Source organism: Pseudomonas sp. B34(2017) (assembly GCF_002112915.1).
GTDB lineage: Bacteria > Pseudomonadota > Gammaproteobacteria > Pseudomonadales > Pseudomonadaceae > Aquipseudomonas > Aquipseudomonas pharyngis.
On sequence record NZ_NEJA01000002.1, the window covers coordinates 908,900 to 932,629 of the forward strand.

At 59.5% G+C, this 23,730-nt stretch carries 20 protein-coding genes and 1 rRNA gene; 10 read left to right on the forward strand and 11 right to left on the reverse strand.

Annotation, left to right across the window (positions count from 1 at the left end; all coding sequences use genetic code 11):
- The first annotated feature begins 126 nt into the window (after window positions 1-126).
- On the forward strand, window positions 127-1,986 hold the full coding sequence (locus CAF80_RS09475; protein ID WP_074690712.1) for an ABC transporter ATP-binding protein: 1,860 nt from the start codon (window positions 127-129) through the stop codon (window positions 1,984-1,986).
- A gap of 40 nt (window positions 1,987-2,026) precedes the next feature.
- Here the strand turns inward: CAF80_RS09475 and CAF80_RS09480 are convergent, their stop codons facing one another.
- The 4 genes from CAF80_RS09480 to CAF80_RS09495 all read right to left on the reverse strand — a co-directional run bounded on the left by CAF80_RS09480 (window position 2,027) and on the right by CAF80_RS09495 (window position 5,492).
- Window positions 2,027-2,407, reverse strand: coding sequence for a nuclear transport factor 2 family protein (locus CAF80_RS09480; RefSeq protein WP_011333671.1), 381 nt, complete (start codon window positions 2,405-2,407; stop codon window positions 2,027-2,029).
- Between the two features lie 73 nt (window positions 2,408-2,480).
- Window positions 2,481-3,584 carry an alkene reductase gene (locus CAF80_RS09485; protein WP_085667241.1) on the reverse strand — a complete coding sequence of 368 codons (1,104 nt, stop codon included), beginning with the start codon at window positions 3,582-3,584 and terminating at the stop codon, window positions 2,481-2,483.
- A gap of 109 nt (window positions 3,585-3,693) precedes the next feature.
- On the reverse strand, window positions 3,694-4,953 hold the full coding sequence (locus CAF80_RS09490) for a cation:dicarboxylate symporter family transporter (protein ID WP_039771015.1): 1,260 nt from the start codon (window positions 4,951-4,953) through the stop codon (window positions 3,694-3,696).
- A 113-nt stretch (window positions 4,954-5,066) separates the two neighbouring features.
- The gene (locus CAF80_RS09495) at window positions 5,067-5,492 is read right to left on the reverse strand and encodes a VOC family protein (RefSeq protein WP_039771195.1); all 426 of its coding nucleotides are present in this window, start codon (window positions 5,490-5,492) and stop codon (window positions 5,067-5,069) included.
- A 104-nt stretch (window positions 5,493-5,596) separates the two neighbouring features.
- Between CAF80_RS09495 and CAF80_RS09500 the strand changes: the two genes are divergently transcribed.
- On the forward strand, window positions 5,597-6,475 hold the full coding sequence (locus tag CAF80_RS09500; RefSeq protein ID WP_039771013.1) for a LysR substrate-binding domain-containing protein: 879 nt from the start codon (window positions 5,597-5,599) through the stop codon (window positions 6,473-6,475).
- A gap of 11 nt (window positions 6,476-6,486) precedes the next feature.
- On the opposite strand, the gene CAF80_RS09505 is transcribed toward CAF80_RS09500, so the two are convergent.
- Complete coding sequence (locus tag CAF80_RS09505; RefSeq protein ID WP_085667263.1) at window positions 6,487-7,455, reverse strand: alpha/beta hydrolase; 969 nt, start codon at window positions 7,453-7,455, stop codon at window positions 6,487-6,489.
- 212 nt (window positions 7,456-7,667) lie between these two features.
- On the opposite strand from CAF80_RS09505, the gene CAF80_RS09510 reads away from it, so the two are divergent.
- Window positions 7,668-8,501 carry an oxidoreductase gene (locus CAF80_RS09510; RefSeq protein ID WP_085667242.1) on the forward strand — a complete coding sequence of 278 codons (834 nt, stop codon included), beginning with the start codon at window positions 7,668-7,670 and terminating at the stop codon, window positions 8,499-8,501.
- 21 nt (window positions 8,502-8,522) lie between these two features.
- Window positions 8,523-9,461, forward strand: coding sequence for an AraC family transcriptional regulator (locus CAF80_RS09515; RefSeq protein WP_085667243.1), 939 nt, complete (start codon window positions 8,523-8,525; stop codon window positions 9,459-9,461).
- Between the two features lie 4 nt (window positions 9,462-9,465).
- Here CAF80_RS09515 and CAF80_RS09520 read toward each other — a convergent pair whose 3' ends face one another.
- Entirely contained in the window at window positions 9,466-10,398 is a 933-nt protein-coding gene (locus tag CAF80_RS09520; RefSeq protein WP_085667244.1) for an AraC family transcriptional regulator, read from the reverse strand.
- A 586-nt stretch (window positions 10,399-10,984) separates the two neighbouring features.
- Between CAF80_RS09520 and CAF80_RS09525 the strand changes: the two genes are divergently transcribed.
- The 4 genes from CAF80_RS09525 to CAF80_RS09540 all read left to right on the forward strand — a co-directional run bounded on the left by CAF80_RS09525 (window position 10,985) and on the right by CAF80_RS09540 (window position 14,919).
- A complete protein-coding gene (locus CAF80_RS09525) occupies window positions 10,985-12,334 on the forward strand; it encodes an MFS transporter (RefSeq protein WP_064595597.1) in 1,350 nt (449 codons plus the stop codon).
- Window positions 12,335-12,433: 99 nt separating this feature from the next.
- Entirely contained in the window at window positions 12,434-13,126 is a 693-nt protein-coding gene (locus tag CAF80_RS09530) for a fumarylacetoacetate hydrolase family protein (RefSeq protein ID WP_039771001.1), read from the forward strand.
- Between the two features lie 39 nt (window positions 13,127-13,165).
- The gene (locus CAF80_RS09535; RefSeq protein ID WP_039771000.1) at window positions 13,166-13,930 is read left to right on the forward strand and encodes an SDR family oxidoreductase; all 765 of its coding nucleotides are present in this window, start codon (window positions 13,166-13,168) and stop codon (window positions 13,928-13,930) included.
- Between the two features lie 32 nt (window positions 13,931-13,962).
- Complete coding sequence (locus CAF80_RS09540; RefSeq protein WP_011333660.1) at window positions 13,963-14,919, forward strand: 2-hydroxyacid dehydrogenase; 957 nt, start codon at window positions 13,963-13,965, stop codon at window positions 14,917-14,919.
- 52 nt (window positions 14,920-14,971) lie between these two features.
- On the opposite strand, the gene CAF80_RS09545 is transcribed toward CAF80_RS09540, so the two are convergent.
- A complete protein-coding gene (locus CAF80_RS09545; protein ID WP_085667245.1) occupies window positions 14,972-17,098 on the reverse strand; it encodes a TonB-dependent siderophore receptor in 2,127 nt (708 codons plus the stop codon).
- 145 nt (window positions 17,099-17,243) lie between these two features.
- Window positions 17,244-17,828: a TetR/AcrR family transcriptional regulator gene (locus CAF80_RS09550; RefSeq protein ID WP_039770995.1), complete on the reverse strand. Its 585-nt coding sequence runs from the start codon at window positions 17,826-17,828 to the stop codon at window positions 17,244-17,246.
- 210 nt (window positions 17,829-18,038) lie between these two features.
- Between CAF80_RS09550 and CAF80_RS09555 the strand changes: the two genes are divergently transcribed.
- The gene (locus CAF80_RS09555; protein WP_085667246.1) at window positions 18,039-18,716 is read left to right on the forward strand and encodes a type 1 glutamine amidotransferase domain-containing protein; all 678 of its coding nucleotides are present in this window, start codon (window positions 18,039-18,041) and stop codon (window positions 18,714-18,716) included.
- A gap of 118 nt (window positions 18,717-18,834) precedes the next feature.
- Window positions 18,835-19,959, forward strand: a complete 1,125-nt coding sequence (locus tag CAF80_RS09560) for an alkene reductase (protein WP_085667247.1) — start codon at window positions 18,835-18,837, stop codon at window positions 19,957-19,959.
- Here the strand turns inward: CAF80_RS09560 and CAF80_RS09565 are convergent.
- From CAF80_RS09565 to rrf, 3 genes are all read right to left on the reverse strand, one after another.
- The gene (locus tag CAF80_RS09565) at window positions 19,938-21,470 is read right to left on the reverse strand and encodes a sensor domain-containing diguanylate cyclase (RefSeq protein WP_085667248.1); all 1,533 of its coding nucleotides are present in this window, start codon (window positions 21,468-21,470) and stop codon (window positions 19,938-19,940) included. The genes CAF80_RS09560 and CAF80_RS09565 overlap by 22 nt on opposite strands.
- A gap of 162 nt (window positions 21,471-21,632) precedes the next feature.
- Window positions 21,633-23,177, reverse strand: coding sequence for a class I SAM-dependent methyltransferase (locus CAF80_RS09570; protein ID WP_074690700.1), 1,545 nt, complete (start codon window positions 23,175-23,177; stop codon window positions 21,633-21,635).
- A 214-nt stretch (window positions 23,178-23,391) separates the two neighbouring features.
- A 5S ribosomal RNA gene (gene rrf, locus CAF80_RS09575) occupies window positions 23,392-23,507 on the reverse strand.
- Between the last annotated feature and the right edge of the window lie 223 nt (window positions 23,508-23,730).

A 23,730-nucleotide genomic window follows, 5' to 3' on the forward strand; every position in this document is an offset into this window, starting at 1 on the left:
CTAGTAAGGCGTCAGCGTTACAACAATGAGGGTTTTCCCTCAAAAGATCATGCACTGAACCTGCAGCCCCTCAATGTGATCGATAAGTGGCAGAATCCCCGCAACTGATGAATTCGGAGACCCCCAATGCTTCGCCTGTTTGAACAACGGCTCGACCCCTTCCCGCCCGACGAAGCGCCGCCACCGCCGGTCGGTCTGGCGCGGTTCCTGTGGGCCTGCACCCGTGGCGCTCGCGGTTATATCCTCGCGCTGGCGCTGCTCAGTGCCGGTGTGTCGATCTACGAGGCCTGGTTGTTTTCCTTTCTGGGTCAGGTCGTGGACCTGCTTTCGGCCTGGCAGGCTGGCGGCGATGTGAACGGCCAGGAGAGCCGCGTGCTGTGGGGCATCGGCCTCGTGCTGCTGACCAGTGTCGGGCTGGTGGCGCTGCGCACCATGGTTCAGCATCAGGTCTTGGCGATCAATTTGCCGTTGCGCCTGCGCTGGGATTTTCATCGGCTGATGCTGCGGCAGAGCCTTTCATTCTTTTCCGACGAGTTTTCCGGCCGGGTCACGACCAAGGTGATGCAGACCGCACTGGCCGTGCGCGAAGTGCTGTTCACCGTCATCGAGATCGCACCGGGCATTGGCGTCTATTTCATTGCGATCATCGCCCTGGCCGGCGGTTTCGCCCTGAAACTCATGCTGCCGTTCATTGCCTGGGTCGCGCTGTTCGGGCTGGCGATGCTGTACTTCGTGCCCCGTCTGGGCCAGGTCGGCCAGGAACAGGCCCACGCGCGATCATCAATGACGGGGCGGGTGTCGGACGCCTACACCAACATCACCACCGTCAAACTGTTCTCCCACTCCAAACGTGAAGCGCACTTTGCACGGGCGGCGATGGAGGATTTCAAACAGACCGGCTTCCGTCAGATGCGTCTGGTCAGCCAGTTCGAGATCGTCAATCAGGCGCTGGTGGTCGGGCTGATCATGGGCGCCGGCGGCTACGCCTTGTGGCTGTGGCATCAGGGCGAAGTCGGCACCGGGGCCGTGGCGGCGATCACGGCCATGGCGCTGCGCATCAACGGCATGTCGCACTGGATCATGTGGCAGATGACGTCGCTGTTCGAGAACATTGGCACGGTGCAGGACGGCATGGACACCCTGACCCGAGGCCCCAAGGTGCAGGACGCGCCGGACGCCGGCGTGCTGGTGCCTTCCGGCGGCGCCGTGGAATTCGACAACGTCAGCTTCAACTACAACGGCGAACGCCAGGTGCTCGACGGCTTGAGCCTGAGTATCCAGCCGGGCGAGAAGATCGGTCTGGTGGGACGTTCCGGTGCCGGTAAATCCACGCTGATCAACCTGCTGCTGCGCTTCTATGACGTCGATCGCGGCGAGATTCGCATCGACGGTCAAAACATCGCAAAGGTGACGCAGGACAGCCTGCGCAGCGCGATCGGCATGGTCACTCAGGACACCTCCCTGCTGCACCGCTCGATTCGCGACAACATCGCCTACGGCCGACCGGACGCCACCGACGAACAGATCCAGCGCGCGGCGGCCAATGCCCAAGCCGACGGCTTCATCAACCAGCTCAGCGACCGTCAGGGCCACACCGGCTATGACACGCTGGTGGGCGAGCGCGGCATCAAGCTTTCCGGTGGCCAGCGCCAACGCATTGCCATTGCCCGGGTGATGCTCAAAAACGCGCCGATCCTTCTACTGGACGAAGCGACAAGCGCCCTGGACTCGGAAGTCGAAGTCGCCATCCAGGAAAGCCTCGATGAAATGATGCAGGGTAAAACCGTGATCGCGATTGCGCATCGACTGTCGACGATTGCGGCGATGGATCGACTGATTGTCATGGATGAAGGGCGCATCATCGAGCAAGGCACCCACACCGAACTGCTGGCCAAGAACGGCACCTATGCGCGGCTTTGGCAGCATCAGAGTGGCGGGTTTCTGGGTGAGGATCAGGGGCTGACCGAGGCGATGGATCAGGCGTGAGCAGCGCTGCCCCGGTGCTGCCGGGGCAGACTACGAAGGCTCAGACGCTCGGGTGGGTGTGGTAGATCTTGCTGACGATCGTCCACTTGCCGTCTACCTTCAGCAGGTTGAAGAAGTCGGTGAAACGGAACCCCGACACGTTGTCGGTATCGACCCGGGCACTCGCGGCCGTGCCGACGATGTCGATGCGGACGATGGCGGCTTCGGCTTCGGGGGATGGACGAAACGCGCTGTCGATGACGTCATACAGATTCTGGATCGCGCCGCCGACGAGCTTGCCGTCGTCAACCCCGAACATGGTCGCCTGCGCATTGAACGCGGGCTTCATCAAGGCGCTGTCAGCCTTTGCTCCACCTTCGTTGTACTGGCTTAGCACTTCGACGATTGCGTTGTATTCCTGCACGTAAGTTGGATGGCTCATGATGAACTCCTGTTTGCTGTGAATGTTCTTTCAATCAAGCCGCCCTGCGCCGATCCGGTGCAGGGCGCACAAATCAATGGTCAGCCGCTGGCCAGTCGGTGTAGCCCTTGGCGCCGCCGCCGTAGTAGCTCTCGCGTGGCGCGATGGTCAGTTCGGTGCCCCGACGCAGGCGCTCCACGAGGTCGGGGTTGGAAATGAACAGGCGCCCGAACGCCACCGCGTCAATCCGGCCCTGCGCCCGGCGCTCCAGTGCCATCTCGAGGTCGTAGTTGTTATTGCCGATGAAGGGGCCTTCGAACTGCGCGCTCAATGCATCCAGATCAACGCCATCAGGAACCGTACGCGAGGTCGCGGTGGCGCCTTCGACGAAGTGCAGATAGGCCAGATTGAGTCGGTTGAGCTGCTGAATCAGATAACCGTAGGTCGCCATGACATTGCTGTCGGGAGGTGTGTTTCCGGCATCGGGCGTGACCGGCGAAAGACGAATGCCGACGCGGTCACTGCCCCAGATCGAAATCACCGCTTCAGTGACTTCAAGCGTCAGTCGGGCGCGGTTCTCAATGGTGCCGCCATACCGGTCAGTGCGCTGATTGGTCGAGTCACGCAGAAACTGGTCGAGCAGATAGCTGTTCGCCGAATGAACCTCCACGCCATCGAAACCGGCACGCCTGGCATTTTCAGCGGCGCGCTTGTATTGCTCGATGATGCCGGGAATCTCCGATGTCTCCAGCGCTCGGGGCATCGACACTTCGACAAAGCCGTTCTCGGTGTAGGTGCTGCCTTCTGCCTTGATCGCCGACGGCGCAACGGGAGCGGCGCGGTCGGGCTGCAACTCGACGCTGGAAAAACGCCCCACGTGCCACAACTGGCTGACAATCCTGCCACCTGCGGCATGGACGGCGTCCGTGACTTTTCTCCAGCCCGCCACCTGCGCGTCCGACCAGATCCCCGGCGTCATGGCGTAGCCACGCCCCTGCGCCGAAATGTTTGTCGCTTCGGCAATGATCAAGCCGGCACTCGCGCGCTGTGCGTAGTAAGTAGCGTGCAACTCGTTCGGAACGCCGTCTTCAGCCATCCGGCTGCGGGTCACGGGCGCCATGACAATCCGGTTGGCCAATTGCAGGGCGCCCATTTGCATGGGAGAAAAAAGATCCGTGTTGCGACTGTTATCAATCATGTTGCATACCTTCAATATCAGACCGGTCGTCTAGTAACTTGATGAAAAAAATCGCCTGTACATCAGCAGGCGTTTACTCGTGCAGCGCCGCCAGCGCTCCTTATGATCGTCAGGCCTTTTGTACGTCCGGGCGGGTACGCGAAGGCTCAAGAGTCACCCTCTCCCACTTGGCGATCACCAGGGGCGCAATCGCATTGCCCAACACATTCAGGGTGGTGGTGCCGCTGTCGATAATCCTGAAGATACCGGCGATCAGTGCCACGCCCTCCAGCGGGAGACCGGCAGACGCCAACGTGGCCGACAGGATGACGATGGCGAATCCAGGCACCCCGGCAGCACCTTTGGAGGTCAGCACCATGGTCACCACCAGCAGGATTTCCTGAGAAAGCGACAGATCGATTCCATAAAGCTGGGCGATGAAAATTGTCGCCACGCCGAGGAAGATCGACGCGCCATCGAGGTTGAACGCGTACCCCACTGGCACCACAAAACTGACAATGCGCCGTGGTACGCCGTAGTTCTCCAGCTTGCTCATCAACTGCGGCATGACCGCTGCAGAGGCAGCACTGGAGAACGCAAGAATCAACTCGTCGCGGAAATACCTGATCAACTTGAAGATGTTCTCGCCGATCAGGTAACTGATTCCTCCGAGCACTACCAATGCGAAGACGATCAGCGCCAGATAAACCACACCAATCAACTTGAGCAGGGGCAACAACGAGGCAAAACCGAAGGTAGCGACGGTCGCACCGATCATGCCGAACACCCCTATCGGGGCATAGGCCATGACGATCGAGACGATCCTGAACATCGCATCTGAAATGCCTTGGACCAGCGCAACCACAGGTGCACTTTTCTCCCTGGGCAATGCGTTGAGCGCGACACCGAACAACACCGCGAAGAACAGCACAGAAAGCAACTTCGCCTCGGACATCGCCACAAGAACGTTATCCGGAACGATGTTTTGCACAATCACGAGCGCGCCCTTCGAAGGCTCCATCGTGATGGCGGCAGCACCGTGTGCGATGCCCGAAATATCGGTGCCCGTACCGGGTTCGAAGAGGTTCGCGAAACACAGGCCGATCACGATGGCCAGGCCGGTGATCGCAAAGAAATAGCCCAGCGACTTGATGCCCATCCGGCCGAACGACTTGTTATCCCCGCCTCCGGCGATACCCAGGATCATGCAACAGAACACGATGGGCACGACCACCATCTTCATCATCTTGATGAAGATATCGCCAAGCGGTTTCAGGATCTCCGTGCTGACCCACGACTGATACTGCGGATGGGTATTGAAGTACCAACCAACGAGCACGCCAAGCAACAGCCCGGCAACGATTTGCCACACCAGGGGAATACGTTTCATGTCTAGCCTTCTTGTTGGAATGAAAGGACTGCATCAATCGGCAGTTGCTAGAGTCATGAGCTTCCAGCTCACTTGAGATCAAATGGCACAACGCCGTTGTGCCATTGCGTTTCTTACTTGGCGAAGAGCTGACTCATATCCTTGAAGGCCTTGAATTCGAGGGCATTGCCGCAAGGGTCGAACAGGAACATGGTGGCTTGCTCGCCAACCTGTCCTTTGAATCGAATGTAAGGTTTGATCACAAATTCGGTACCGAAAGACTTGAGGCGCTCTGCCAGCGCTTCCCACTCTTCCCATCCCAGGATGATGCCGAAGTGAGGAACAGGAACGTCGTGCCCGTCGACCGGGTTGCTGTGAACGCTTTCCTGAGACGCGGTTTTCGGGTGCTCGTGAATCACCAGTTGGTGCCCGTAAAAGTTGAAGTCGACCCACTGGTTGCTGGAACGCCCCTCTTCCAGGCCGAAGACTTCACCGTAAAAAGTGCGGGCTGCGGCCAGGTTGTAAACGGGGATGGCGAGGTGAAAGGGTGAAAGGCTCATCAGGACTCCGATACGTTTTTTGTGGTTGATGAGCACATCGTAGGGCGACACTGACAGCAAAAAAATCAATATATATTTCTCAGAAACACAACTAATATTTGTGAATGATCAAAGAACTCAAGACCCTTATTGCCGTCGCCCGGGAAGGCACTTTCGCTGCGGCCGGCAACCGGATCGGCCTCACCCAGGCAGCGGTGAGCGCCCAGATTCAACGTCTGGAAGCCGAACTTGGCTTTGAAATATTCGACAGAAAAGGACGCTCGGCCCACCTCAACAGGATGGGCCAGCAAGTCCTGCTTCAGGCGCAGGAGCTGCTTCGTCTTTACGACAACCTGGGATCGACCACCGTTGGTCTTTCCACCCGCATTCTGGTCAACGTCGGCGCAATCGCCTCAGTCCAGCGATCGTTTCTCCCGGACGCACTCGCCAGGTTTCACCAGCAGTGCCCGGAATGCCGAACGCGTGTCGTGCCCGGTCTTTCCATGGAGCTGGTGAACCTGGTGGATACTGGCGAAATCGACATGGCGGCGATCATTCGGCCGCCCTTCTCGCTTCAAAGCGATCTGCGCTGGACCACACTGGCGCTTGAACCCTACCGTCTGATCGTGCCCAAGGACGTACCGGGAGAAGACTGGATCGAACTGCTCTCAAGCCTGCCGTTCATTCGGTATGACCGCTCTTCATTCGGCGGCAGGCAGGTCGATCGTTTCCTGCGACAGATGCATTTCACTTTGCGTGAAGTCTCTGAGCTGGATGAGCTGGAGGCCATCATCAGGCTGGTGGAGAATGGCGTAGGGGTCGCGCTCGTGCCGCAGACGGCCACCCATCAGCAATGGCCGTCAGGGGTGCGGGCGCTCGATCTGGGCCAGCATACTTTCCATCGTGATATCGGACTGGTGCACAGGCCTCGGCGAAGTTTCACCGAACCTGTACGGACTTTGGCTGAACTTATTCTCGAGCAATTCAAGGTGGCGGCTGAGTGAGGGTCGATGGCTCACCCCTCAACAAGCCGCCCCGCAACCCACGCACGACTATACCCGAGCACCCTCCCCGCCAACCCCAGCGGAAAATGAATCACACCATGTGCGGTTTCCGGCAACAGGTGCACCTCCACTTCCGCCGCTCTGCCCCAACGTTCAGCCAACTCAAGCGTGTCATCCCTGAGCGGATCCAGTTCCGCAGCGAACATCAACGCTGGCGGAAAACCGGTGAAGTCACCGTACAGCGGTGACAACGGCGCCTGCCGGCGTTCTTCCTCGTTCAATCCCGGAGTGAGCATTTGCAGCGCTTCAACCATCCCCGGCCCGTCCAGCAGCAAGGTATCGGGCCCGGCGCTGCGTACGCTGGGGGTTCCGGTAAGGTCGTAGACGCCGTAATACAGCAGCGCCCCGCTCACCCGTTCGAGCAGGTCCGGCCACTGTTTGAGTTGCAGCAGGGTCGCGGCGGCGAGGTGGCCGCCTGCCGACTCGCCCACGACGATGACGGGCAGGTTCGCAAACTCGCGGCAGTCATCGCTCAGCAGCCAGCGGGCCGCCGTGAGGCAGTCCTGCATGGTGCCCTCGATCGGAGTCGAGACCACAAGCCGATAGTCGACCGAGATCACTGCTACGTCGCAGGCTTTCACCATGGCAACGTTGAGGGGGTCGTTCATCTGCGCGTTGCCGATGACCCAGCCGCCACCATGAAAATCCAGCACCACGCCTTTGGCCTTTGTCTTTGGCCGAATAATCCGCACCGGCACTGATGCGCCGTCGACACCCACCACTTTTCGTTCAGCCTCGAGCCCGTGCTTGAGCAACTTTCTTGCGCCGCCCAATTGGCTTAGCCGCAACAGCAACTGAATCGCCCGTGGCGTGATGCGATTGCGGATGCGAAAGCGCGGCAGCCGGGCAAGCTTGCGGTTGAACGCGCGCAATTGCTCCAACTCGTTAGCGTCTGCGGGCCAGTCCATTGATTTCTTCATTTCGTCCTCTTTATTCGCGAGCGTTGCGCAGAATGGAAAAATATCAGCACATTGGATCTGTTGCTGCCTGAATGCCCGGAGCAACGCAAAAAACTCTTTGGCCGTTTGTCGCCCCGTTGATAGGAATAGGCAATGATCAAAGACAAACCGACATAGGTGAGTGTTTCTTCGATGGATACCATGAGCTGAAACAGCATTAACGGGAGCCCGTCATGACCACCACCAGAACCCTCTTCATCACCGGCGTCAGCAGCGGCTTCGGCCACGCGCTGGCCAAGGAAGCGCTGGCTGCCGGCCACCGCGTCATCGGCACCGTGCGCAACGAAGCCGACCTGCAAGCCTTTCAGGCGCTGTCCAGCGGCAACGCGTACGGCGTGCTGCTGGATGTCACGGACTTCGACCGCATCGAAGGCGTCGTGGCGACCGTGGAAGCGACCCACGGTCCGGTCGATGTGCTGGTCAACAACGCCGGCTACGGCCACGAAGGCATTTTCGAAGAGTCGCCGCTGGAGGACATGCGCCGCCAGTTCGACGTGAATGTGTTCGGCGCGGTCGCGGTGACCAAGGCGTTTGTGCCGTTCTTTCGCCAGCGGCGGGCGGGTCATATTCTCAATATCACGTCGATGGGCGGCACAATCACCATGCCGGGTATCGCGTACTACTGCGGCAGCAAGTTTGCGCTCGAAGGCATCTCCGATACCCTGAGCAAGGAGCTGGCGCCATTCAATATCTTCGTGACCGCCGTCGCACCAGGTTCATTTCGGACCGACTGGGCCGGTCGCTCGATGCAGCGCACACCGCGCAGCATCGCCGACTATGACGCCAGCTTCGATCCGGTGCGCAAGGCCCGCGAAGACAAGAGCGGCAAGCAGCTCGGCGATCCGCGCAAAGCGGCGCAGGCGATGTTGCAGATCATCGCCAGCCCTGCTCCGCCAGCGCATCTGTTGCTGGGCAGCGATGCATTGAACCTGGTGCGCGACAAGCTGAAACGCGCCGCCAGCGAGATCGATCAATGGGAAGCGCTGAGCCGTTCCACCGACCATTGAACGGCCCACAGAGAGAATCCGATGAAACAGGCCGACCCAGGCACGTCGCGCATGGTGCAGCTCATGGAGACGCTGGCTCCGGTCGAGGGCTATAACCTCAGTGCGTTGGAGGGCGTGCGCTTCCTGCGCTCGAACCGACCACTGACCCGCACGCCGGTGCTGTACGACCCCGGCATCGTGATTCTCTGTCAGGGCCGCAAACGCGGGTATCTGGGCGATGACGTCTACGTCTATGACGCCCAGCATTACCTGGTGGTATCGGTTCCGATCCCCTTCACCATGGAGACCGATGCCTCTGAAGACGAGCCAATGCTCGCGATCTACATGCAGCTCGATTTCCAGGTGGCCAGCGAGTTGATGCAGCAAGTGGATGAGGTTCACGGCCCGAGTGATGCGCCACCCAAGGGCATGTTCGCCTCGCCGATGGACGACCGCCTGCGCCTATCGACACTGCGCTTTCTCGAAGCCATGAGCGTTCCGGGTGAGGCTCAGATATTGGGGCCGTCGCTGTTGCGGGAAATCTACTACCGCATCCTGACCGGCGAACAAGGCGGCTCGATGCGCGCCGCACTCAATCGACAGGGCCACTTCGGCAAGGTGACGCGGGCGATCCGCAAGATCCACAGCAGCTATCAGGAGCGTCTTGACGTCGAGCAACTGGCCCGCGAAGCGAGCATGAGCGTGCCCAGTTTTCACCTGCATTTTCGCAGCGTGACGGACGCCTCGCCCATGCAATACCTGAAGTCGACACGTCTGCATCAGGCGCGACTTTTGATGTTGCGCCACGCCATGACTGCGTCAGCGGCGGCGTTCAGTGTCGGCTATGAAAGCGCTTCGCAGTTCAGTCGCGAGTTCAAACGCTTCTTCGGCCGAACGCCGCAAGCGGAGATCGAGTGGATGAAGGCAACGTACGCGTTGCCTGCGCCGACGTCGTCCTCGGATTATGTTTCGTCGCATTAGCCGATCAGGCCTCCACAGGTGACTGCGGGGTGTCGGGGTCCAGTTGCCGACGGCGAAACTGTCCAGGTGGCTGGCCGTGGATCTGGCGAAAACGTCGGGAGAAATAAGCTTCATCCGCAAAACCACACAGCCTCGCCACCTCGCCCACTGGCCGGGTTCCATTGAGCAGGTAATTGCGTGCCGCGTGCATTCTGCGCTCCAGTACCAGCTCGGTGAAGGTCTTGCCGATTTCCTTGCGCAGCCAGTGCGTGAGATAGGTCGGTGACAGATAGGTCGCCGCCGCGACCTTGATCAGATTGAGATCGGGGTCGGCAATGTTCTTGCGCAGATACTCGAACATCCGGCTCAGTGCATCCCGTCGACTGGCCTGTGCTGCGTTTTCTTCCGCCAGGCGCTTGAGCGGTTCGGCATACAGGACGCACACCTTGCCCACCAGTTGCAGCAGCAATCCCTTGAGCACTTCGCGTGTACCGAACTGACGATTCTCGTCCAGGCTGCGCATCTGTTCGATCAGGCCACAGACCTCGTTGAAATCCTCATTCCCCAGAATGAAATCCAGATGTTCCTGAAAGCGGAACGGCGACAGTTCGGGCGCCAGGAGAATCGATACCTCCTCCAGATCCATCGGGTCGCACTGCAAATGCGGCAACAGAAAGGTCTGGGAAAAGTTGATCACCATGAAATTGCTGTCCGCCGGATGCGGGATCACGTGCACGCGGTGCGGCAGGATGAATGCCAGTGCGTTACGCGGAAACGGACGAACCGCGTTGCCAATGTGCTGCACCGTGTCGCCGCCGAGGTTGATCTGGATCTGGAAGTATTCGTGTCGATGCGGGCTGGTCTCGGCGCGGCGACCTTTTTTGTCACGAATATAGAAATCCATCATCTCGCTGCGTTGCTGCATGACGTAGGTGGGCACACGACATTGTGACGTCATTTCTTGAAAATCCTCGACAGGTACTCGGGCAGGTTTTCCTGGCGTTGCCGAGTAATCGGCGTGGCTCATCTTGAAGGTTCGTCGCCGCCCCTTCAAGCAGTCATACGATGACAACTAGGTCAGTGTTTTTTCTACACCGCCGCCGCTAATGATCACTGTCCAAAAATAGCGACTGCAAAGTCATTATTTTTTACGTTTAAAAACAATCAGATAGAAAGTAAACCAGCGAGCATCTGGAAAATTCACGGTGTGGATTTTTTTGGACAGTTTTATCCGACGCACCCTTCTCCGGAAAAAATGTTCTAACACCTTGATTGATTTCGAGAGGTTGTACGACCACTGTATTTCTCACGCCCAACCTCTTTCAAAAACAACAGAAGGTGCGCACGTCATGAATCCGCTATTGCTCCCCGCCGCTCCTCCCCAGCCTTTACCGACGATGCCAGCCGGGAGACGTCCCTGAACGTCTGACCCTGGCCGTTTGTGCCATTGGTTTCAACTGCGATTGCCTTGCCCCCGGACAGAGGGCAACGGCGTCGGCTGTCCGCAAACAACTCGACACTTCTAACAATAACGAGGTCCACTCATGTCGAATTCGCACACCTCTCAAACCACCGCGCCCCCTTTGATTGCCGCCGACAGGGACGCCGTTTCATCCCGACGACTGCCGACGCGGCGACGCTGGTTCATGCTCTCGCTGCTGCTGATTGCGACGATCATCAATTACATCGACCGGGTGAACATCTCGATCGCCGCCCCGTTCATGGCCAAGGACCTGGGCCTGGACAAGATTGAAATGGGGCTGATCTTCTCTGCCTTTGCCTGGACCTACGCACTCGCTCTGGTGCCAGCCGGATTTATCGCCGACCGCTTCGGCTCACGCTTCACCTATGGGGTTTCACTGATCAGTTGGTCGACCGTCACGGTGTTTCAAGGCTTCGCCACGGGATTCGCTTCGCTGTTCGGCTTGCGTCTGGCCGTCGGGGCGATGGAAGCGCCGGCATTTCCGGCCAACAGCCGTGCGGTGACCGTGTGGTTCCCGGCGCGGGAACGGGGCCTTGCCAGCAGTATTTACGTCTGCGGGCAGTACCTGGGCACGGCACTGTTTACCGGCGCCCTGCTGTGGCTGGCCACAACCTTTGACTGGCGCCATGTCTTCTACAGCACCGGCGCGCTTGGCATCGTCTTTGGTGTGCTGTGGCTGTATCTGTATCGCGATCCGCTGAACTGCAAGAAGGTCAGCAAAGAAGAGTTGAAATACATCGAGGCCGGCGGCGGGCTGGTCAAGAGCAGCCAGGAACGTACTCGTTTCAACTGGCGGCAGATCGCCGAGCTGTTCAGTTACCGTCAGGTCTGGGCCATTTGCATCGGCAAGTTCGCCAGCACCTCGGCGCTGTACTTCTTCCTCACTTGGTTCCCGACCTATCTGATTGAAGAACGCCATCTGACCACGATCAAGGCCGGGATCTTTGCCGTGATGCCCTTTGTGGGCGCAACGGTCGGCATCCTGCTCGCCGGCATCGTCTCCGACTTGTTGATCCGTCGTGGTTATTCAATGTCTTTCGCCCGGAAATTGCCGCTGGTAGTCGGGTCGATGCTGGGCATGTCGATCGTGCTGGTGAACTTCACCGACTCGAACGTCATCTGCATCGCCGTGCTGACCATTGCCTTTTTCGCTCAGGGCATCGCGTCGTCCTCGTGGGCGGCGGTGTCGGAGGTGGCGCCCAAGGAACTGATCGGGCTGACCGGCGGGATCACCAGCCTGGCCGCCAACATTGGCGGGATCGTCACCCCGATCGTGATTGGCGCCATCGTCCACGCCACCGGCTCGTTCGCCTGGGCGTTCTGGTTCATTGGCGCCGTGGCGCTGATCGGCACCCTCTCCTACTCATTGCTGCTCGGTCGCCTGTACCGCATCGAGTTGAAAACGCGCTGAAGCCAGAACAACTGTTTTCTCCAATTGGAGGCGGCTTTCGTCCAACTTCGCCAGCGATTGCCGCCGTACGCTGCACTCTCACACAGGACTTCCAGCAGGATGAACATGACCGAATACGTCTTTACCCCGGATCTGCCAGTGACCTTGCCAATTGTCGGCAGCGAGCAACGCTTTCCCGTCGGACGCGTCTTTTGCGTCGGCCGCAACTACCCGTGGCCGGACACCCTGGGCCAGCCGCGCCAGCCACCGGTGTTCTTCATGAAACCGGCCAGCAGTGTCGTCGACGCTGCCGGCGAAGTGATCTTCCCGTCGCTGACCGAAGAGTTCGCCCATGAAATCGAGCTGGTCGTGGCCATCGGCGAAGGCGGCGCGCAGATCCCCGAGAGCCAGGCGCTGGCCTATGTCTGGGGCTACGCCGCCGGCCTGGATCTGACCCGTCGTGACGTACAGCGCCTGGCCAAGCGCGACGGTTTGCCATGGGAAGGTGCCAAGGTGTTTGACGGCGCCGCACCGATGACCGCCATTGTGCCGGTCACTCGGACCGGTCGGCTCGAAGGGGAATTATGGTTGAGCGTGAACGGTGAAGAACGCCAGCGCGATCGTCTCGACAGCCAGATCTGGTCGGTGAGTGAAGTCATCAGCCGCATCTCGCAATCCGTAACACTCAAGGCCGGTGACCTGATCATGACCGGCAGCCCCGCCGGCGTCGATGTCTTGCAACCCGGCGACGTCATCAGCGCCGGGATCGACGGCATCGGCCAACTCGAAATGCGCGTCGGCCCACGGCCTTGAGTCTGTCCTTAAGTGATTGGAAAAAAGGAGAACAACAAGATGTCTGACACTCAATCCTTGAAAGTGGCCCTGGTGACCGGCGCCGGCAGCGGGATCGGCCGTTCCGTAGCCCTGGGCCTGCTGGCCGACGGATACACCCTGGTGCTGGCCGGACGCCGGCCCGAACCCTTGCAGGCGTTGGTCGATCTGGCGGCCGGCGAAGGCCGCGAAGCGATGGCGGTGCCTACCGATGTACGCGACCCCGCCAGTGTCGATCAGCTGTTTGCAACCATTGCCGAAGTCTACGGACGCCTGGACGTGGTCTTCAACAACGCCGGGGTCAACGCCCCCGCCGTGCCGCTGGATGAGCTGACGTTCGAGCAGTGGCGAAACGTGATCGACACCAACCTCAACGGTGTATTTCTCTGTGCCCGTGGCGCGTTCGGGCTCATGCGCCGGCAGCAGCCACAGGGTGGCCGCATCATCAATAACGGTTCGATTTCGGCCCACACCCCGCGTCCTTTCAGCAGCGCGTACACCGCCAGCAAACACGCGGTGCTGGGGCTGACCAAGTCCCTGGCGCTGGATGGTCGGGAATTCAATATCGCCTGCAGTCAGATCGATATCGGCAATGCCTTGACCGAAATGTCGGTGCGCATGACCAAAGGCGTGCGCCAGGCCAACGGCAGCATCGCCGTGGAGCCGATGGTCGACGTCAAGCATGTCGCCGACGCCGTGCGCTACATCGCCGGTCTGCCCCTGTCGGCCAACGTCCTGAACATGACCGTCATGGCGACTGCCATGCCGTTTGCCGGCCGTGGTTGAGCCGGCTTTTTTATTGCGTAAGTGAGGTTTACATGAAGCCAGAAGTCTTGCAGCTCAGCCCGATCCTGATTCCGCAAATCAATGCCCGTCTCGGCGAACTGTTCACAATCAGGCGTTATTTCGAGCAGGCCGACAAAGCGGCGTATTTGCAGGAACACGGCGCCAACATTCGCGGCGTGATCACCGGTGGCCACACGGGCATCAGCCAGGCGCTGATGGCGCAACTGCCCAAACTGGAAGTGGTGGCGGTCAACGGTGTCGGCACCGATGCGGTTGATCTGGCCTACGCCCGGGATCGCGGAATTCGCGTGACGGCGACCATCGGCGCACTGACCGAAGACGTGGCCGACCTGGCCATCGGTTTGCTGATCGCCGTGTGTCGTGGGCTGTGTACCAGTGACCGTTACGTTCGCTCGGGCCAGTGGCCGCAAAGCCCGACGCCACTGGCACCGCTGCCTTTGGCGCGGCAAGTGTCCGGCATGCGGATCGGCATCGTGGGCATGGGCCGGGTCGGCCGAGCGGTCGCCACCCGGGCAGCCGCGTTTGGCTGTCCGATCAGTTACACCGACCTGCAACCGATGAGCGATGTCAGCCATACCTTCATCGCCGACCTCAAGCAACTGGCCCGCGACAGTGATGCCCTGATTCTCGCGGCGGCGGCCGACAAGGCCGAGGCCATCATCGATGCCTCCGTGTTGCAGGCCCTGGGCAAGGGCGGCTACCTGATCAACGTGGCGCGCGGCAAACTGGTCAACGAAACCGATCTGGTGGCGGCCCTGACGGCCGGTGAGATCGCGGGTGCGGCGCTGGATGTTTTCGTCGATGAGCCCAATGTACCTGAAGCCTTGTTTGCCCAGGAACAGGTGGTGCTGCAACCACACCGCGCCAGCGCGACCCTGCAGACCCGCACCCGCATGGGCGAGATGGTTGTGGCGAGCCTGGTGGACAGTTTTGCCGGAAAGACTCCGCAAGGATGTGTGACCGGCTGAGCCTCACAGTCATCGGGGGCCGCAGCCCCCGCTGACAGATTCCAGACCCCGACTACAACGTGTAAGAAATACCGACCTGCACCGTTCTTGGTGCCCCCGGATAGGCGTAGACGTTACCGAATGCACCCTCGTCGTAGTCCCGGTCAAACAGGTTCTTCAGGTCGAGATTGAGACGTAACTTGTCATTGACCTTGTAGTAGCTGAGCAGGTCGACAACGGTGTAGCTCCCCATCGAAAACGCGGTGTTCGCCGTTTGACCGGCGCGCTCATCGACATATTTGAGGCCTGTTCCCAGACCCAGACCACTGAGGGCACCGTCCTGGAACTCATAGACATTGAGCAGGCTGAAGCTGTTTTTCGGGATGTTCATCAGTCGCGTGCCGGAGCGGATCACGTTGTCCTTGGTCACCTCGGCATCGACGTAGGCGTACCCCCCGATGACACGCCACTCGGGGGTCAGGTTGCCGGCGACATTGAGGTCAAACCCTCGGCTGCGCACTTCCCCGGCAGCCACGCTGAAAGTCGAGTCCACCGGGTCAGTGGTCAGGACATTGCGCTTTTCAATCTGATAGATCGCCGCGTCAACGCTCAACTGATGATCCAGCGCTTCCCATTTGATGCCCATCTCCCAGGACTTGCCTTTCTCCGGTTCAAAACCCCCGCCCTGTCGGCTCGCGCCGGTATTGGGCTTGAATGAACGCGCGGTGTCCGCGTAGACCGCGAGGGTGTCGGTCAGGTCGTAGGTCACACCGACGCGGGGCGTGACGGCATTGTCGCTGGCCTGCCAGTTTTTGCCGCCGGGCACGTAGGTTTCGTAGTCGTGTTCGAAGCGTTCGAAACGTGCGCCGGCCAGGACTTTCAGCCGATCGGTCAGGGCCACCTGATCCTGTACGAACGCGGCGTAGGTCTTGAGATTTTCCTTGTCGTGGGTCGGGGTGCGCGTCAGTGCCGGACGGGGCTGCCCATACACCGGATTGAAGATATCGATCGGATAGGCACTCACCGCGCCGCTGGAGCGCTGGATGATCGACTGGTAGTCGTAATCTTCGTATTCGATACCGGTCAGCAATGTGTGCTGCAGGCCGCCGGTGGAGAAGTGACCGGTCAGGTTGAGTTGGGTGTCCTTGTCCGTCCACTCCAGCTTGCGGTAGTTGAAATTTCGTCCCAGGGTCCGGCCGTCGGCGGCAATGCCGTTGGCTTCAATGGCATTGCCCTGCAAGGTTCCGTCGAGCCACTGGAAGCCACCGCCAAGCGTCCAGTCTTCATTGAGCACATGCTCGAAGCGCAATTGCGCCATGTTGTTGTCGTTGTGCAACTTGCCGGCGTCCGGTTCACCGAAGAAGGTGTCGCGGGAGGCGGTGCCGATCTGCCGGGGATAACGCGTCGCACCCCGGTCCAGCGGATGGTTGTTGCGCATGAAGTCGCCCTCGAAGATCACTCGGGTGTCATCGCTGGCTTGCCAGGTCAGTACCGGGGTCACGCCGTAGCGTTCGGTTTCGACGTGATCGCGGAAGGTATCGCCGCCCTCGCCCACCACGTTCAGGCGATAGGCCAGACGCCCCTCTTCATCAAGCGGGCCGGAAGCATCCAGCGTACCCCGCCGCATGCCTTGGTCATTCAACTGGCTGCCGAGTGTGACCGTGCGCTCGGGCAACGGTTGTTTGGATACGACATTGAAAGTACCGCCCGGATCGCCACGACCGTAGAGCATGGTCGCCGGCCCGCGCAGGACTTCCAGACGCTCGATGGTGTTGGCATCCGGCATGTTCGGATAGCCGCGGTTGATCGGGAAACCATTACGGTAGAACTCGCCGGTGGTAAATCCGCGCACGGTGAACGTGGTCAGTCCCTGGCCGCCGAAATTGTTGGCTCGCCCTACTCCGCCCGCATAATCCAGTGCATCCTGCAGCCGAGTGGCGCCGATGTCTTCGACCGCATCTTTGGTGACGACGCTGATCGACTGCGGGGTTTCATGGATCGAGGTATCGGTTCGGGTGGCGCTGGCCGAACGGGTCGCGCGATATCCGTGTACCGGGCTGTCTGCCCTTTCGTAATCCGCGGTACCGACCACATCGGTTGCCTCCAGCTCCAGCACTGACGCCGTTGAATCGGATGGCTCGGCCCACGCAAAGGGAGACAACGTTTGCAACACACAGATGGACAGCAGAGTTCGACGCATGGGGGGAGAACCTTACAGATAGGCCAGAACGAAGGGGATAACTGCCAGCAAAACGCGGCGGATGGTATACCACCCGCCGCGCAATTGATAGGCATTCCCATTCGTTTGTGCGGCTGACTCTCGACCGCTTGCGTCTACTGCTTTCTCACACGCTCAGAAGGCGCTTCGTGGTCGCCATCGACGTACCCAACGATTGCCCCGTGCGTTGCAGTTTGTTCAGCAGACTGGCCCCCAGCCAAAGCTGATACAGGGTTTCAGCCAGTTGCCGAGCATCGCCCTCAGGCAAGCTTTTTTCGACCTGGCCCTGTTCGATGCACTCGCTGATGCGCGCCACCACTCGCTCTGCACCATCACGCAAGGTCAGGCGCATGGTTTCGGAAAGGTCAGCCACCTCGGCACTGAGTTTCACCACCAAGCATTCGTCGCCATGGCCTTCCAGAGTGCAGCGATCCTGCCAGCCCTGCCAGTAATCCATCAGCCGCTCATGGGCGCTCAGGCCGGGCAGCGTCAAGCGTCGCTCCATGTCCGCCAGATAGTCGACGAAGTAATCCTCGAGCAAGGCCTGGCCGTACAGTTCCTTGGATTTGAAGTAGTGATAGAACGAACCCTTGGGCACGCCGGCGGTCTGCAGGATCTCGTTCAGGCCGACACTGGTGAAGCCTTTCTCGGCCATCATCCGGTGGCCGGTGTCGAGCAAATGTTGGCGGGTGTCGTCGTAGGTCGGTTTCATGGGGCACGAATTACCAGGCAATAGACCAGTCGTTTATCTCAAAGGAACGCGAGTTTGCCACACCTGCCCATGAAAAAGCTTCAGAGAAAAAAATTACTAGACGACTGGTCTAATTGGAAACTATGCTGCGCCCCGACAAACTTTTTCCCGGTGCCGATCCTGTGCGAATCCCTTGCTCATGAACGCTGCCAGACCAACCCAGGGTGCTCTATGAAAATCTTGATGGTTTTGACTTCCCACGATCAACTCGGCAACACCGGCAAGAAAACCGGCTTCTGGCTCGAAGAGTTCGCCGCCCCCTACTACGCCTTCAAGGACGCCGGCGCCGACGTCACCCTGGTTTCGCCCGCCGGCGGTCAGCCACCGCTGGATCCGAAGAGCGACGAGCCCGATGCTCAGACGGCTGAAACCGACCGTTTCCGCCAGGACCCCACCGCGCAGCAGGCACTGGCGAACACCGGTCGCCTGGCCGACGTCCGCGCCGAAGATTTCGATGCGGTGTTTTATCCAGGTGGCCATGGCCCGCTCTGGGACTTGGCAGAAGACAAGCATTCGATTGCCCTGATCGAAGCCTTCGCGCGCAGCAACAAGCCCCATGGCTTCGTCTGCCATGCGCCGGGGGTACTGCGTCATGTGGTCGATACGGACGGTAAACCGCTGATCCAGCATCGCGAAGTGACCGGTTTCAGCAATTCCGAAGAAGCAGCCGTCGGTTTGACGGACGTAGTGCCGTTCCTGATCGAAGACGAGTTCCAGCGTCTTGGCGGTCGCTATTCCAAAGTTGCCGACTGGCAGGTTCATGTAGTGACTGATGGAAAACTGGTGACCGGCCAGAATCCTGCCAGCTCGGCAGCTGTCGCCGAAAAACTGCTGAAGCTGCTGGGCTGAAGCTTTCCGCTACATCCTCGAACAACTGATCCGGACACCGTGTGTGCGTTGCACGGTGTTCTTTTTTCGTCACTAGAATAGTCGACTGGTCTAATTAGGCCATGAACAAGGTATTTCCATGAACCACAGCTGTTTCTTTACACCCGTCACCTTGGGCCGCCACACCCTGAAAAACCGCATCGTCCTGCCACCCCTGACTCGTCAGCGCAGCACTCAACCGGGCAATGTCGCCAATGAATTGATGGCCAAGTATTACCAGCAACGTGCCGGTGCCGGTTTGCTGGTGACTGAAGGCACCCAGATCGAACCCCGTGGCCAGGGTTACGCCTGGACTCCAGGCATTCATACTCCCGAACAAATCGCCGGGTGGCGCAAGGTCACCGAGGCTGTCCACGCCAGTGACGGCGTGATTTTCGCGCAGCTATGGCATGTCGGTCGCGTCTCCCATACTGCCCTGCAACCCAATGGTGACGCCCCGGTGTCGGCCTCCGCCATCGCCACCGACCGGGTCAGTGTGTTCATCGAAACCGCGCCCGGTGTGGGCGCTCTGGTTCCGCCATCCACACCGCGCGCACTGACCACCGAGGAAGTCCAGGAACTGGTTCAGCTCTACATCCAGGCGGCGCGCAATGCCATGGACGCCGGTTTCGACGGTATCGAACTGCATTGTGCCAATGGTTATCTGGTGAACCAGTTCATCTCAGCCCACAGCAATCTGCGCACCGATCAATACGGCGGTTCGCTGCATAACCGTCTGCGCTTTCTGCGCGAAGTGGTGGGCGGCGTCGCCGAATGCATCGGCAAGGAAAAGGTCGGCGTGCGCTTCGCGCCGCTGTTCTCCACCACCGATGAAGCGCGGACTTATCTGGGCATGGTCGAGGATGACCCGCACACCACCTACATCGAAGCGATCAAGGTGCTGCAGGACGTCGGCATTGCCTACCTGTCCATCGCCGAAGCCGACTGGGACAACGCGCCAGTGATGCCGGAAACCTTCCGTCGAGCGGTACGCGACACCTTCAGCGGCGCGATCATCTACGCGGGCCGCTACAACGCCGAAAGCGGTGCGCGGTTGCTTGAATCCGGACTGGCGGACCTCGTGGCTTTCGGTCGCCCGTTCATGGCCAACCCGGATCTGCCCGCGCGGATCGCCAATGGCTGGCCGCTGAACTCGCTGAACCCGGCCACGGTGTATGGCGGCCATGCCGAAGGCTATGTGGATTACCCGGTGTACGGAGAGTAGCTTTCGCTGGCGACACTGTTGGCGAGCTGATTGCGGCCCGCCCCTTTGGCTTGATACAGCGCCTGATCTGCCGCAGCGATCAGGCCTTGTACCGTGTCCAGTTGCGACCCGGTGGCGGCCGCGATGCCGATACTCACACTCACTCGGCCGAATGGACTGGTCCGGTGAGCGATAGGCTCTTGCGCCAATCGTTTCAGAATCATTTGCGCCACGACCGCTGCGCCGTCACTGTCGGTATCGGGCATGATCACCGCCATTTCTTCCCCTCCGTAACGCGCCACCAGGTCCGATGGCCTGCGCACGCAGGTCTCAAGCACCTTGGCCACCTGCTGCAGACAAGCGTCGCCGGCAATGTGCCCTTCGGCGTCGTTGAACAGTTTGAAATAGTCGAGATCAATCATCAGCAACGCCAACGAAGTTGCGTCACGCTTCGCCCGGCGCGCTTCCATCGCCAGGGTCTGATCGAAACATCGCCGATTGGCCAGGCCTGTCAGCGCATCCTTCATTGCCAACAGTTCAAGTTGCCGGTTCGTGCCGAGCAACTGTTGTTGGGTATCGCGCAACTCTCCTTCTACCTGCGTCCGGCGACGAATATCCAGGATCAGGAACCAGCCAATGACGCCGGTGAGCCCCAGCAATGTGGTAACCACACCGATCGACAACAACGCTTCAAACCGCCACGCCGCCAGGGCTTCGCGCTTACCGAGCGCAACCGTAGTGATCAGCGGCAGCGTTTCACTCTTGCGAAAGGCATAGAGCCGTTCCACGCCGTCGAGACTGGACGTGAAGGATGCAGTGCCAACCGATTTGTCCACCAGGTACTTCGCATAGATCGGCGAATTGGAGAAGTTGCGCCCCATGTCCTGTTCACGGAAAGGGTAACGGACCAGCAGCGTGCCATCGGTGTAGGACAAGCCAATGGCGCCCTCCTGCCCAATATCGAGCTGGCCGAACAGACGCAGAAAGTTTTCCACCCCCAGGGTGACCGACACCACACCGGCAAACTCTCCGCGATCGTCATTGAAACGCCGGCTGATCGTGATCACCCACTCCTGATTCGAGCGACTGCGGATGGGCGGGCCGATGAAGGGTTCGCGAGATGGATCGTCACGGTGATGAATGAAGTAGGCACGGTCACTGCTGTTGGCACCGACAGGAATCGGTCGGTTGGATGACATCAACCAGTGACCTTTGTTGTCGTAGATAGTGATGCCACTGAGCTGCGGCATCAGCGGTCGCTGCCGGTTGATCAAAGTCTTGAGCCGTTCGATTTGCGCTGGGCCACTGCCTTCGGTTTCCAGACGTTCGACGAGTCCGAGCAGAAGCAGCGAGCTCTGCCGGACAATGCCTTCGGAATACGTCGCAAGTGCCTGCGTCAGGTTCAACCCGTGGACATTGACTTCATCCAGTGCTCGATCCCGAGAGCCCAGTATCTTCCAGATGGTCAGCGACGCCAGGGAACAGCCGATTACCAACAGCAAGAGCATTACAAGGTGAGTATCACGCTTCACTTCAGTACCTATGGAAAGTCCGGTTTCCGTCACCGCTATTATTTGATCGGGGCATTACATCGACCGCGCGTCCGCCGCGGTGCTGTTCTGGTTTTGCGCAAGAATCCGAAGTGTCCGGTCGACGGCAGGCGACGCGAGGGCATCCTGCCGTCCCTCTCTCGACTAGACGATTTTCAAAGCCTTGAGAATCACCAGCGTACTCTCGGCAAACGCTTGAGCCTGCGCGGTCAATTCGGCAAGGTTTTCTTCCGCGGTGGTCAGGGCCTTGCCGTCCTTGAGGAGACCTTCGCCCTGGCCGCCGATGATGCCCCATGCCAGTTGTGCCCATTCAGCCGGGTGTTTTTTGCCTTGTTTGATCGATATCAGGAACAACTGCTGGAAGCGACTGACCGTCACCCCACCTCCGGTCACCGGACTCGCCAGGGTCTGTATCTTGTGGCCATACAACGAACGCTTGCAAAGCTGCAGGTTGAGGGTATTGCAGCGGGCCTGCACCAGTTTTTCGGCTGCTTCGCTCTGACAGGGCGCCACGGCCCCCATGCCGATCAACACGTTGAGGGCCTGTTCCACATCGCCATAGGCCAGCGAGGGCAAAAGATCCAGCAAATGCCGCAAGGTCTTCGGCACATAGGCGTCATCCGCCAGTGCTGCGAGTACCGGGCCGTAAATCTCTGCCTGCAGCGTAGCTGCGCCTGCCGGACCGGTGACGTTGGCCGGCACGCTGTCGGCTGCCTGCAACAGGACGAAGCGCGTGCTGAGCATACGCTCGCGGTGCTCGGTAGCAGATAGTCTGTTGGCGCCGCGCACATAAAGATCCCGGCGGAAACTCTGGTTCACAAAATAGTCGCGCGCCTGCTCACGCATGACCGGGTGCTCAATGCCTTCCAGAAAGTCCATGCCTTCGGCGGTCAGGTTGAGCGGATCGACGGAGTCCAGCGGCACGGCTGTCGTGGCGTAATCGAGTTTGGCGGGCGCCAGGGCATCAACCACGTCGGTGAAATACATGCAGTTCCAATCGCGGTTGAAATACTCATGGGCGACGTACTGGCGATCCTGGCCCTTGATGCTCTGCAGCTTGGCGTCCAACCCTGGCGCCGAGTTGGCATATTTGGGATTTGCAGCCAGCAGCGCTTCTGAAAACTGCAGCGCAGCGTCGATACGTTGATCAGGACGTGCAGAGGCCTGACTGGCGAAACGGTCGTGCAGGCTGAACAGTTGGCGCAAGGGTGCCTGGGGCGACCAGCCCGGGAAGCAGTTGTAGCTGACGTACAGCAGACCACCAGGATTGAGATGACGACGGGCGAATTCAACGATCAACTTGTGGTTATCGCGGCTGACCCAGGTCCAGATGCCATGCAGGCTGATACTGTCGAACTGAGGCAAATCATGACGGGCCAGCAACTGCTCGAAGCTGTCGTCATACAGTCGCGCATCGCTGCCCCAGTCGCTGGCCAGAGCAATGGCATGGGACGCCTGACCTGGGTGAAAGTCGGTGCCGACATAAGAGCCCGGATTACCCGCCGCATGGATGTTGATCGAAACACCCTGACCAAAACCAAGCTCACAGTGGTAGCCGTCGCTACTCTCCAGCGTGGCGAATCCGCGCAACAGCAGACAATAACGCTGGAAAACCGGATTGATTTCCCGGCTATAACTGTAGGTGTAGCCTTCGTCCGTGAAATATCCCTCGTTCCAGGCATTGCTCATGCGTGCACCCTTTTTCTTATATCGGAAGTGAAAGTCGCTCTTATACGGGGTAGCCATGGCGTATCACAAGAGGAAAGTGATCAGGCAAACGCCCTACTGGATAAACACCTGCAGCGTCGCCTCCTCAAGAATCTAAATCGAGAAATGGCCGAGCCTTTTCCTGCAGGCAAAACAAAACCCCAACTGCTTTCGCAATTGGGGTTTCGGAATTTAATCTTGACGATGACCTACTCTCACATGGGGAAACCCCACACTACCATCGGCGATGCATCGTTTCACTTCTGAGTTCGGGATGGGATCAGGTGGTTCCAACGCTCTATGGTCGTCAAGAAATTCGGGTACTGACTCGTGACCGGATGGCCTCGCTTCAGCAAATTGGGTATGTGACAGCTGTCGGTGTTTTGTGAACGTCGAACTTTCGGTTCATTGCGTCTTCACACACCGCAATCTGATGCTCTTTCGAGTCTACAGATTGCTTGGGTGTTATATGGTCAAGCCTCACGGGCAATTAGTATTGGTTAGCTCAACGCCTCACAGCGCTTACACACCCAAC